Source organism: Novosphingobium sp. TK46, from assembly GCF_055361525.1.
Genome location: NZ_CM143963.1, coordinates 2,299,719 through 2,311,650, shown reverse-complemented (window position 1 = coordinate 2,311,650; position 11,932 = coordinate 2,299,719). Strand labels below are relative to the sequence as shown.

General features: G+C 65.6%; 12 protein-coding genes. 8 read left to right on the top strand and 4 right to left on the bottom strand.

Features of this window, described 5'->3' with window-relative positions; all coding sequences use genetic code 11:
* Positions 1-82 precede the first annotated feature (82 nt).
* Positions 83-946 (bottom strand): oxygen-dependent coproporphyrinogen oxidase, encoded by an 864-nt coding sequence (gene hemF, locus ACXJ1Z_RS11075; RefSeq protein ID WP_463776680.1) that lies wholly within the window; start codon positions 944-946, stop codon positions 83-85.
* A 44-nt stretch (positions 947-990) separates the two neighbouring features.
* On the opposite strand from hemF, the gene pdeM reads away from it, so the two are divergent.
* The 8 genes from pdeM to ACXJ1Z_RS11035 all read left to right on the top strand — a co-directional run bounded on the left by pdeM (position 991) and on the right by ACXJ1Z_RS11035 (position 7,723).
* Complete coding sequence (gene pdeM / locus ACXJ1Z_RS11070; RefSeq protein ID WP_463776679.1) at positions 991-1,671, top strand: ligase-associated DNA damage response endonuclease PdeM; 681 nt, start codon at positions 991-993, stop codon at positions 1,669-1,671.
* A gap of 163 nt (positions 1,672-1,834) precedes the next feature.
* The gene (infC, locus tag ACXJ1Z_RS11065; RefSeq protein ID WP_463776677.1) at positions 1,835-2,353 is read left to right on the top strand and encodes a translation initiation factor IF-3; all 519 of its coding nucleotides are present in this window, start codon (positions 1,835-1,837) and stop codon (positions 2,351-2,353) included.
* Between the two features lie 258 nt (positions 2,354-2,611).
* Positions 2,612-3,388 carry a uroporphyrinogen-III C-methyltransferase gene (cobA, locus tag ACXJ1Z_RS11060; protein ID WP_463776676.1) on the top strand — a complete coding sequence of 259 codons (777 nt, stop codon included), beginning with the start codon at positions 2,612-2,614 and terminating at the stop codon, positions 3,386-3,388.
* A complete protein-coding gene (locus ACXJ1Z_RS11055) occupies positions 3,385-3,681 on the top strand; it encodes a DUF2849 domain-containing protein (RefSeq protein WP_463776675.1) in 297 nt (98 codons plus the stop codon). Before cobA ends, ACXJ1Z_RS11055 begins: the two co-directional genes overlap by 4 nt.
* 1 nt (position 3,682) lies before the next feature.
* Positions 3,683-5,311, top strand: coding sequence for a nitrite/sulfite reductase (locus ACXJ1Z_RS11050; protein WP_463776673.1), 1,629 nt, complete (start codon positions 3,683-3,685; stop codon positions 5,309-5,311).
* 35 nt (positions 5,312-5,346) lie between these two features.
* Positions 5,347-5,778: a DUF934 domain-containing protein gene (locus tag ACXJ1Z_RS11045; RefSeq protein WP_463776671.1), complete on the top strand. Its 432-nt coding sequence runs from the start codon at positions 5,347-5,349 to the stop codon at positions 5,776-5,778.
* Positions 5,779-5,975: 197 nt separating this feature from the next.
* Positions 5,976-6,800, top strand: coding sequence for a phosphoadenylyl-sulfate reductase (locus ACXJ1Z_RS11040; RefSeq protein ID WP_463776670.1), 825 nt, complete (start codon positions 5,976-5,978; stop codon positions 6,798-6,800).
* Positions 6,801-6,913: 113 nt separating this feature from the next.
* Positions 6,914-7,723, top strand: coding sequence for an SDR family oxidoreductase (locus ACXJ1Z_RS11035; RefSeq protein ID WP_463776668.1), 810 nt, complete (start codon positions 6,914-6,916; stop codon positions 7,721-7,723).
* Here the strand turns inward: ACXJ1Z_RS11035 and ACXJ1Z_RS11030 are convergent.
* Genes ACXJ1Z_RS11030 through ACXJ1Z_RS11020 form a run of 3 tightly spaced genes read right to left on the bottom strand, consistent with a single transcriptional unit; the run spans position 7,720 to position 11,932 of the window.
* Positions 7,720-9,099: an efflux transporter outer membrane subunit gene (locus tag ACXJ1Z_RS11030; protein ID WP_463776667.1), complete on the bottom strand. Its 1,380-nt coding sequence runs from the start codon at positions 9,097-9,099 to the stop codon at positions 7,720-7,722. The genes ACXJ1Z_RS11035 and ACXJ1Z_RS11030 overlap by 4 nt on opposite strands.
* On the bottom strand, positions 9,096-10,241 hold the full coding sequence (locus ACXJ1Z_RS11025; RefSeq protein ID WP_463776666.1) for an HlyD family secretion protein: 1,146 nt from the start codon (positions 10,239-10,241) through the stop codon (positions 9,096-9,098). The genes ACXJ1Z_RS11030 and ACXJ1Z_RS11025 overlap by 4 nt, the downstream gene beginning before the upstream one ends.
* On the bottom strand, positions 10,241-11,932 hold the full coding sequence (locus tag ACXJ1Z_RS11020; RefSeq protein WP_463776664.1) for an MFS transporter: 1,692 nt from the start codon (positions 11,930-11,932) through the stop codon (positions 10,241-10,243). The genes ACXJ1Z_RS11025 and ACXJ1Z_RS11020 overlap by 1 nt, the downstream gene beginning before the upstream one ends.

The following is an 11,932-nucleotide window of genomic DNA, read 5'->3' as shown; positions in this document are numbered from 1 at the left end:
TGTGAGGATTCTCACCCCGGCGGCAAGGGGAAAGCGCGATTGCCGCGATCGAACGCGGATTGTGTGATGGAAGATCGGGGCGTCAGCTCCAGGTAGCCTCGGGCGGCAAGCTCATCAGGATCGCATCGATGTTGCCACCGGTCTTGAGCCCGAACAGGGTTCCGCGATCGTAGACGAGGTTGAATTCGGCATAGCGGCCGCGCCATTCCAGTTGCCGGGCCTTGTCCGCCGACGTCCATGCCATCCCCAATCGTCGCCGCACGATACGCGGATAGACCGCCAGGAAAGCCTGACCGACCGCGCGCGTGAACGCGAAGTTGGCTTCCCACTGGGTCTCGTCGGCACACTCGAGATGGTCGTAAAAGATACCGCCGACTCCGCGATGCACGCCGCGATGGGGAATGTAGAAATACTCGTCCGCCCAGGCCTTGTAACGGTCGTACGCGTCGGGCGCGAAGCCGTCGCACGCGGCCTTGTAGGCGGCGTGGAACTCGGCGGTGTCGTCGTCGTAGGGGATCGGCGGGTTGAGGTCGCCGCCGCCGCCGAACCAGGCCTTGGTCGTCACCAGGAACCGCGTGTTCATGTGCACCGCCGGCACATGGGGATTGGCCATGTGCGCGACCAGGCTGATGCCGGTAGCGGAAAATGCGTTCTGCTCGGCGCTGGCACCGTTGATCGTGCCGGCGAAGTCCTTTGCGAGGCCGCCCGAGACGGTCGAGACGTTGACGCCGACTTTCTCGAACACGCGCCCTTTCATCACCCCGCGTGTGCCGCCGCCGCTCTCGGCCTCCTCGCCTTCCAGCGCCACGCGCTTCCACGGCGTGTAGGCAAAGGTGGCGTCACTGCCGTTCTCCTGCTCGATCGCTTCGAATTCGGCGCAGATCGCATCGCGCAAGTGCTCGAACCATTGGCGGGCGCGCTCGGTTTGGGGTGTCCAGTCGGTCATCAGGGGTGCTTGCCAAATCGGGCGGGCTGCGGCAAGGGCAGTACATGGTTCCCTTTTCGTTCTGTACCGAGGAGTTGCGTCTGGTCGGTGGCGGGCGGGCGCTGTACTGGCCGCGCGAACACACGTTGCTGGTGGCCGACCTGCACCTGGAAAAGGCGAGCTTTTACGCGCGCGGCGGACAGATGCTGCCTCCTTACGACAGCCGTGAGACGCTTGAGCGCCTGGCGCTGGCGATCCGCGAGACGAGCGCGCGCAGGGTGTTTGCGCTGGGCGACAACTTCCACGACGATGGCGGCGTCGCCAGACTCGATCCACATGCCGCCGGTATGCTGGCGGCGCTGACCCGCGCGGTCGATTGGGTGTGGATCGTCGGCAATCACGACCCCTCCCTGGAGAAGAGCGCCGGCGGCGAAGTGATGCAGGAGGCAATGCTGAACGGCGTCATCCTGCGCCATCGCGCCCGTGCCAATGAGACGGCGCCCGAGTTGTCCGGTCACTTCCACCCCAAGCTGGTGGTCGCGACGCGCGGGCGGCGGATCAGTCGGGCCTGTGCGGTGGCGAGCGAGCGAAGGATCATCCTGCCAGCGTTCGGCGCGCTGACGGGCGGCATGGATGCGGCTTCCAGCGAGATCCTCTCAGCGATGCAGCCCGCAGCCGCGATCGACGCGATCCTGCCGGCCCGCGGACGATTGCTGCAGTACCCCCTCTGGCGCGCAGCCGCCTGAGTTCCCATATCGATCGAGCAGGAGTGGCGAAAGATATGCGCGGTAACCGCGATATCAATTCGCGCTTTGCTTGGGGCACCGATTCGCATTATTGGCCGCACCATTCGTCACGACACTATAACGATTCTGGAGAACGCATATAGCACCCCCACCCCGGCGCAGCATGGCGCCACCGGTCAAGAGCGGACCGCGCTTCAACAACCTGATCCAGTCAGACAAAGTCCGCGTGATCGATGAAAATGGTGAGAACCTGGGCGTGTTGTACACGCGCGAGGCCATCGAACAGGCTGCCGCGGTAGGCATGGACCTGGTCGAGGTTTCGCCCAACGCCGATCCGCCGGTCTGCAAGTTCCTCGACGTTGGCAAGTTCCGCTACGAGGCGCAGAAGAAGGCCAACCTTGCGCGTAAGTCGCAGAAGACGCAGGAGATCAAGGAGATCAAGATGCGTCCGAACATCGACGATCACGACTACGACGTGAAGATGCGCAACGTCGCGCGCTTCATCGACGATGGTGACAAGGTGAAGGTCACCCTGCGCTTTCGTGGCCGCGAGCTGTCGCACCAGCAGCTGGGTATGGACCTGCTGCGCCGCGTGCAGGCCGACGTCGCCGAAACCGCGAAGGTCGAAGCCTATCCGCGCATGGAAGGCCGTCAGATGCTGATGGTGCTTTCGCCAAAGTGATGATGCGGTCCCGGGCCTTGGTCCGGGACCACTTCCTTTGACGGTGCGGCGAGCTTGGCATTGATCGAGTAAGAGCCACACGAATCTGCCTTCCCCCTGGCGCGGAATTCCGGTGCCTACCTCATCGGTCCGGGGCTCCTGGTCGGCCCCAGCTCTTACGCTCAGGCGACCGAATAGTGCGCCGTCGTAAAGCTCTCCTACCGACCGCTTAAGCCATTGTCGCTGGCATGATCTCGCACCTTCCGGCATCGCGATCCTATGCAAGCTTCCTCCTCCGACTCCCGGATCGGCACGGTCCACCTCGTAGGCGCCGGCCCCGGCGACCCCGACCTGCTGACACTGCGCGCCGCCCGTCTGCTCATGTCCGCCGGCATCGTCATCCACGATGGCCTGGTCGCTCCTGAGATCCTGGCGATGACCCGGGCCGGCGCCCGCCTGATCTCCGTCGCCAAGGCTCGCTCACGCCACACCATGAACCAGGACGCGATCAACGACCTGCTCGTGCGCGAGGCGCTGGCCGGCCATGATGTCGTCCGGCTCAAGGGCGGCGATCCCTTCATCTTCGGGCGTGGCGGCGAGGAGGCCGAAGCCTGCCGCGCCGCCGGTGTGCCGGTTCAGGTCGTGCCCGGCATCAGTTCCGCATTGGGCGCCTCGGCCGCTTCGCAGATCCCCCTCACCCACCGTGATCACGCCTCGATCGTCACCTTCGTCGCCGGCCAGTGCAAGGGCCTGGCCGAGCAGGACTGGGCGGGTCTTGCCGGCAAGGACCGCACGCTGGTGATCTTCATGGGGATCGCGACCGCACCGCAGATCGCCGAAAAGCTGATGGCGGACGGCCTCGCGCCCCAAACGCCCGTTGCGGTGATCGAGAACGCCACGCGATCACAGATGCGCGTGTTGCGCGGCCCGCTTGCGGGATTGCCCGACCTGGTGCAGGAGCAGCGCGTCCGCAGCCCCGCCCTGATCGTGATCGGCGACGTGGCGGCGGCGCAAGACGAGACCATTCGCGCGGTTGCGCTGGAGGCAGCACAGTGAAGATCCTGACCGGCAACGACCTCAAGAGCGGCGCCGTCATCTGGTGGGACGGCCAGGGCTGGTCGCTCCACGTCAACGACGCGGTCGACGTCGCCGACGCCGGCGCCACGCTGATCGCGCGCGAGGAAGCGGCGCAGAACGTGTTCGCCGCCTATGTCGTCGACGGCACGAAAGATGCCGAAGGCGTCCGCCCCGCCCACATCAAGGAGCGCATCCGTGCGCTCGGCCCCACCGTGCGTCCCGACCTGACGCTCAAGCCCGCCGATCCTGCGGCCGTGAACTGGGTGATCTGACATGTACAAGTACGACAACTACGACCAGCAGATGGTCGACACCCGCGTCGAGGAATTCCGCGATCAGGTCCGCCGCCGCCTGACTGGCGAGCTGAGCGAGGAGCAGTTCCGCCCGCTTCGCCTGCAGAACGGCCTCTACCTGCAGCTGCACGCCTACATGCTGCGCGTCGCGGTGCCATACGGCACGCTGAGCAGCGCGCAGATGCGCCTGCTGGGCGACATCGCGGACAAGTACGATCGCGGCTATGGCCACTTCACCACCCGGCAGAACATCCAGTACAACTGGATCAAGCTGGAAGAGACGCCGGATCTGCTGGCCGATCTCGCCAAGGTCGAGATGCATGCGATCCAGACCAGCGGCAACTGCATCCGCAACATCAGCTCCGACCAATACGCCGGGGCCGCCGCGGACGAGATCATCGATCCGCGCCCCTATGCCGAGCTGCTCCGCCAGTGGTCGAGCTTCCATCCCGAGTTCCTGGCCCTGCCGCGCAAGTTCAAGATCTGCGTGATCGCCAGCGAAACCGATCGCGCGGCGATGCGCCTGCACGACATCGGCATCAAGATGGTCCGCAATGAGGCCGGCGAGATCGGCGCACAGTTCTACGTCGGCGGCGGCATGGGCCGCACCCCGATGATCGGGCCGATGGTGCGCGAGTTCGTGCCGCTCGACCAGCTGATCACCTACTCCGAGGCGTGCCTGCGCGTGTACAACCGCTACGGCCGACGCGACAACAAGTACAAGGCGCGGATCAAGATCCTCGTCCACGAGCTGGGCAAGGAAGAATACACCCGCCAAGTCGAGGAAGAGTTCGCGCACCTGATGGCGCAAGGCATTGAACCGCCGATCGCCGAGCTGGAGCGGATCAAGACCTACTTCGTCGACCCCGCCTATGACGCCAGCGCGTCGGACGAACTGGACCTGTCCGACCCCGACTTCCGCCTCTGGGTGGAGCGCAATACCGAGGCCCACAAGCAGGCCGGGTACGTGATCGCCACCGTCAGCCTCAAGCCCGTGGGCGGCATTCCTGGCGATGCTTCGGCCGACCAGATCCGCCTGATGGCCGACCTCGCACGCGACTACAGCTTCGACGAACTGCGCGTCACCCACGCGCAGAACATCGTCTTTCCGCACGTGCGCAAGGCCGACCTCTACACCGTGTGGCAGGCGCTCGACGCGGCGGACCTGGGCACGCCCAACCTCGACACCATCGGCGACATCATCGCCTGCCCTGGCCTCGACTACTGCAGCCTCGCCAATGCCCGCTCGATCCCCGTCGCGCAGAAGATCTCCGAGCGCTTCGCCGCCAAGCAGGAAGAGATCGGCGAGATGAAGCTGAAGATCTCGGGCTGCATCAACGCCTGCGGCCACCACCACGCCGGCCACATCGGCATCCTCGGCGTCGATCGTAAGGGCAAGGAAAACTACCAGCTCCTGCTCGGCGGATCGGAAGGCGCGGACACTTCGCTGGGCCAGATCACCGGCCCCGGCTTCGACGAGGACGGCATCGTCAACGCGGTGGAGAAGGCGACCGACGTCTACCTCGAAAAGCGCGAGCAGGGCGAGCGTTTCCTCGACACCTACCGCCGGATCGGCATGGCGCCGTTCAAGGAGGCGCTCTATGGCTAAGTCGTCCAAACCCCTTCGTACCAAGGTGATCCGCATTGTCTGACGTGCAGTTCCGCTTTCGCGATGACGAGCCGGTGTCCGATCCGGCCGTCACCGTCGGCTCTTTCGCTGATCAGACCAACGCGACCGCTGTTCGCGTCGAGCCTGGCGACGACGCGCGCGAACTGCTGCCGCATCTCGACCGCCTGCGCCTGATCGAAGTGAACTTTCCCGTGTTCACCGATGGGCGTGGCTATTCGTCGGCCCGCGTGCTGCGCGAGGCTGGGTTCGAAGGCGAGATCCGTGCTGTCGGCGAAGTCACCGTCGACATGCTGAGCCACATGCGCCGGTGTGGTTTCGATGCCTTTGCGCCGGAAAAGCCGCTCGATCCCGACGATGCGACCGCTGCGTTCGATCGATGGCCTGAGGTCTATCAGGCCACCACCGATGGCCGCCATCCGATCTGGGCCAAGCGCCACCCGGCGTGAGCAGCCACGGCTGACGGCCCCTTCAATTATTCAGGCCGCCTCGTGATTTCGTCAGTCGCGCGAATGACGAGGCGCGGCGGCGACGCAAATCTCTACCTGCAGATGGAAGAAAACCGGGCTACGCTCCCTGTTCCTTTTTCTTCGTCGACTCTCCACCGGCCCGATCCCATTTGAGCATGGCACAAGGGATCACCGTCATGTTCAACGCAACCGCAGAACAGTCATGGATCGCCGGCGCTGAGCGCACTCGCGATCGCATCGACACCACCGCCCGCTTCCAGGAAGCCGACGCGGTTCGTCTCAACCGCATGTTTCGCGGAACCGAGACGGTCGAGATGCTCGAGACGCTGTTGCGCGAGCAGATGGCAGGCGATGTCGCGATCGTCTCCAGCTTTGGCGCCGAGAGCGCGGTGCTGCTCCATCTCGTCAGCCGGATCGATCCCAACATCCCGGTGCTGTTCCTCGAGACCGGCAAGCATTTTTCGGAAACGCTGGCCTATCGTGACGAATTGATCGCCCGACTTGGCCTGACCGGCGTGCGCAGCCTGACCCCGGATGCGACCGAGATTGCCAAGCGTGACGAGAACGGCCTGCGTTGGTCGTTCGATCCCGATGGCTGCTGCGAGATCCGCAAGGTCAAGCCGTTGGCTGAGGCGCTGGCTCAGTACGATGCGACGATCACGGGTCGCAAGGCGTTCCAGGCCTCGACCCGCAGCGCCTTGCCGCGTTTTGAAATCGACACCACCGACAAGCAGGGCAGGCTCAAGATCAACCCGCTGATCGATTGGACGGCGGAAGATATCGCGGCTTACGTCGCCGAACACGATTTGCCAGCACACCCGCTGGTCTCGCAAGGCTATCCGTCGATCGGTTGCTCGCCCTGCACCAGCAAGGTCGCGCCGGGCGAAGACCCGCGATCGGGCCGCTGGAAGGGCTGGGACAAAGTCGAGTGCGGCATCCACGTCGCGGGTCCGAGCGACGTCGTGACCGATCTGCCGCCGGGATACGATCCGGTCTTCTGATCACGATCCGCTGAGGCGGGCGGCGATACGCAACCATATCGCCCCTGCGTCATCATCCTCCTTGCGCTCTCACCTCGGGCACGGCAGCGTCGCGGCTCGCAAGGGAGAGCGACATGACACAAGCGACTCCGCCGCAAGGCGCAATCATCATCACCGGTGCCGCCGGCGGCATGGGCCGCCCTGCGGCGATCCGCTTCGCACGGCGCGGCCAGCCTTTGATCCTGTGCGATATGTCGGGGGAGCGACTTGCCGCCATCGCCGCGCTGCTCGTCGCAGAGGGTGCCGAAGTTTCGACGCTGGCGGGTGATATTTCCGCGCCGGATTTCCCAGCCCAGTTGCTCGCGGTGGTGGGTGAGAACGAGATATCGGCGGTCGTTCACACAGCCGGCCTGTCGCCGACGATGGCCGATCCCGATCGCATCCTGGAAGTGAACTACTTCGCCACCGAGCGCCTGTTGGACGCGATCGCACCGCGCATGGCGAAGGGTGGCTGCGCGGTCATGATCTCTTCGAGCTCCGGCTACATGATCCCCGCCGGCGACATGCACGTAGCGGTCAAATCCATGGTCCATGGCGGCGGACGCGAGGCCGTGGCGCCCTATCTGCAGTCTCCCCAATCGGCCTACCCGGTGTCGAAGCTGGGAATCATGAAGCTTGTCGCCAAGGAATCCGTCCGCTTTGGTCAACGTGGCGCGCGGATCGTCTCGATCGCGCCAGGCTTTATCGACACCGAAATGAGCCAGGCCGAGGCGCAAGCCAGCGAGCAGATGCGGGCGATGATGACCAAGGTTCCGCTGCAACGCATGGGCCTGGGCGACGAAATCGCCTCGGTGGCGGAGTTCCTGTGCTCGCCCGCGGCATCCTACGTGAGCGGCTGCGACATCAAGGTCGATGGCGGCGCGCTGGGAGAAATGGGCTTTTAGCGCGCTAGTTCCGCCCCGGTCCAGCCGCCGCCCAACGCGCGATAGAGCGTCACGCGCGCGGTCAGGGCGTCGGATCGGGTCTGGACGAGAGCAAGTTCGGCCGACAGCAGCCCGCGCTGGGCGTCGAGTTCCTCGAGATAGGGCGAATAGCCTTCACGGTAGCGGTTACGGGCCAATCGGTAGCTTTCGGCCAGAGCCGCGCATTGCGCGATCCCGATACGCAATTGCGCGTCGGCACTGACCACGGTCGCCAGCGCATCGTCCACTTCGCGAAAAGCGGTGAGCGCCGTGCGGCGATAGCTTTCGGCCGCTTGGTCCCGCCTGCCGGCAGCCGCCTCGGCACCGGCGCGCAAACGTCCGCCCTGGAAAAGCGGCGCGAGCACGCTGCCGCCGATCGACCATATCGAGATCGGATCGGGCAGGAGCGAGGAAAACGCGGCGCCACCGGCGGCGCTGAGGTTGAGCTGAGGCAGGAACCGCTTGCGGGCAGCGGCTAGCGAGCGGTCGGCGGCTACCAGCGTTTCCTCCGCCTGAGCCACATCCGGACGGCGTGCCAGCAATTGGGAAGGCAGGCTTGCCGGGATCGGTGCGGTCAGCAGTGTCTGCAGCGACGCCCCTCGAGCGATCGGACCCGGCAAGTCTCCGGAAAGTACGCTTAGGGCGTTCTCCTGGCGCGTGATCGCCTCTTGCGCTGCCGGCACCAGGCGGGCGGCGGCCTGGTAGTCGGCTTCGGCTTGCTCCAGCTCCAGCTTGGGCGAGTAGCCCTCTTCCACCCGCCGCCGGATCAGCCGAAGCGAATCCGTACGCGCGGTCAAGGTCTCACGCGCGACCCGCAGCCGGGCATCGAGTGCCAGTACCGTGATGTAACCGGCCGCTGCCGTCGAAGCGACGGAAAGCCGCAACGCATCACGCGCAGCTAAGCTTGCGGTCGTCTGCGCCCGTGCGGCGGCGCGCTCGTCCCCGAGCCGGCCGAACAGGTCGATCTCCCATGCGGCCTGGACTTGCGGTTGCGCCCCGGTCGCCTCGGCCGGCTGACCGAACGCGTTGACCGAGCGCGACTGACTGACGCCACCCGCGGCCTGCAGCGATGGCAGCAAGGCGGCGCGGGCATTCAACTCCTGAGCGCGGACCTCGCGGATGCGCCCAACCGCAACGGCGATGTCCGGATTGCGCGCGAGCGAACGTTCGACCATGGCGGCGAGCTGCGGATCACCGAAGCCGCGCCACCATTGCTCATCGAGCGGCGCCTGCGCGATGACTGGCGTTCGCCATCCCGTCGGCGGCGCGACCGTCTCTACCGGCGCGACATCGATGCGGGGGCCCGCGCAGCCGGCGATCAGCACGAACGGTATCAGCGAAGCGGCAGGACGCTTCATTCGCCCGTTACCACCTTCACCTCGACGGACATGCCCGGCCGCAAACGCTGCGTGGCCGGCTGACCCTGGTCGATCCGAATGCGAACCGCGATCCTCTGGGCGACCTTCACGAAATTGCCGGTCGCGTTATCGGACCTGAGAACCGCGAATTCGGATCCTGCCGCTGGCGCGATGCTCTGGATGTGTCCAGTGAGCCTTGTTCCACCCAAGGCATCGACGCGGAATCCCACTGCTTGGCCAACCCGCATGGTTCGCGTCTGTGCCTCCTTGAAGTTGGCAATCACCCACATATCGTTGGGGACCAGGAACATGAGCTGGGTGCCCGAGGTGACGTAGGCGCCCTGGCGCACGCCGATTTCGGACAGCCGGCCGTCCCCCGGTGCACGGATCCGCGTATTGTCGAAGTCGATCTGAGCCAACCGCAGGGCAGCACGCGCATTCTCGACCCCGGCCTCGAGCCCACCGCGTCCGACCACGACCGAACGAACGTCCTGTACGCCGACGCTCTGCTGGGCCTGCGCCTGGCCCACCGCCGCCTGCGCCGCGAGCAGCGCAGCGCGGGTCTGGTCGAACTCGCGCGCCGAGATCGACCCGTCGGATACCAGGGCCTGTGCCCTTCGCATGTCGGCCTGGGCGCGCACTTCCTGCGCCTTTGCACTGGCCACACCCGCTGCCTGGCCGGTCAGCGCCGCCGCGCGCGAGCGTTCGGATTGCTGTGAATTGGCGAGCGCGGCGACTTGCGCGGACACGTTGGCCTTGGCCTGGGCGACCCTGGCGGCATAGATTCGGTCGTCGATGGTGGCGAGCAATTGTCCGCGCCGCACCACCTGGAAATCCTGAACCGGCACGCTCGTGATGTAACCGGCGACCTGTGGGCTGATAACGGTCACTTTGCCGCGCACGTAAGCGTTGTCGGTTTCCTGCGACCAGCCCGCAAACGGAGGAAGTTGCCAGGCATAGAGGATTGCCAGCACCGCAGCGATGCCGATGGCGATGATGGCAAGCACCGTCGCCGGCCCCTTGGCGGGAGGCCGCCAACCGCGATGCGCGACTTCCGGCGCGCCGACTTCCATCGGTGTGGCGGACGGCTGTGCCGAACCGGTCGGTATCGCAGCCGGCGTCGTATCGATCTTATCGTCCATCAGGTCTCCGCCGGTACGGCTGTGGCGGCCGCGCGCTGCTGCAGCGCAAGCACGGGCGATGCCTCGCCCCGGCGCCGGATGGAAGCCCTGATCGACAATTGCCAGATGAACGTGAGCATGGCCAGCACGCCGATCAGCAGGAAGACGTCGTTGTAAGCCAGGATGTTTGCCTCACGCGCGACGGTGCGCGCCAGCAGCGCCGCACCTTCCGCGTTGGTCAAAACCGGATCGCCGATCACGTTGGCGACGCTCGCGCCGGTGCCCCGCAGTCGCGCGGAGACCAAGGGGTCGGTCAACACCAGCGATTGTACCAGTTCGTGCGAATGGAACTTTTCCCGCACGATCTGGAACGTGCCGAGCAAGGCATTGCCTGCGAGCCCCCCCAGGCTCTGACTGAGCCCGAACAAGACCACGAAACTGACGAAGTGCTTGGGCCCCGCCAGCAAGGTTCGAGAGATGCCGATCACCATTGCGTGCGACAGGAACAGTAACGAAGCGAACCCGATCAGGGCCTGGCTGACCAGGAAGCTGTCCGGTCGTGTCAGGTTGGTGGTGTTGGCATCCATGAAGGCACCGAGCGCGATAAGCAGTACCGCCACCGAAATCGCCCGGCTTGGGTCGGCGGGATCGAAGAGGGTGATCGCGGCGATCATGCCCGCGATCGAGGCCCCGACGATCACGAGGTTGAGCACCACCATCTGGTCGTTGATCAGGCCCAGCGCGTTGAACAGCCCGACCGATCCGAACGCCTGCTCGGACAGCAGTACGCGCACCGCGATCGCCACCAGGATCAGCCGGCCCATCTCGCGCGTCCCCAGCCAGCGCGTGTTGATCAACGGGTTCTCGCGATTATGCTCGAGCACCAGCGCGGTGGCGATCAGCGCCGCGCTGGCGGCCAACGCCCAGCCCATCCAGGCCCGCTCCGTCCACCACTCGATACGGCCTTCGGTCAGGACCGCGATCAGCAGCCATAAGCCCGGCGCGAGCAACGCCACGGTCAGGAAGTCGCGCTTCTCGAACGCCTGCACGCGCTCGCTGGGCGGCAACGGCAGCGACATCACCGCCGCCAGGGTCGCGAGCGTCAGACCCAGTTCGCACCAATACAGCATGTGCCAATCGCCGCTGATCAACAGGCTGGGGGAGATCGCGCGAGCCAGCGGCGTCGCCAGCTGCGGGATCGAGATACCCAGCATCACCCCGACCAGCCGCTTCTGGGCCGACATGCTCTGCATGATATACAGCAGCGTCAGCGTCGACAGCGCCGATCCCGCGAAGCCGCTGGCCGCCCGCACCGCCAGCGAAGACCACAACCCGTGGACCAGCAGATGCAGCACCGTCGCCGCGGCATAGATCGGCAGCATGTAGCGGATGAAGCGCTGCAGTCCGAATTGCTGGCGGTATTTGACCAGCAACAGGTTCGCGGTGGTGTTGGTCATCAGATACACGGCCGTCAGCATCGCGCTCTGGTTCGTATCCAGGCCTAGCGTACCCTGGGCGAAGTTGAGGTTTACGCTCACCAGCGCGTTGCCAAGCCCGCCGGTTATGCCGACCAGGATACCGATCACGAAGTAGCCCAGACGCCGGGCGCCGGGGTGAGCCGGGTTCGCCGGCGAGCCGGGCATCGTCGGCCGCTCATGCGGGGCAAAGGCGTATTCCGGTTCGTCCCGCCGCGCTGTGAAGAAGCGGTTCAT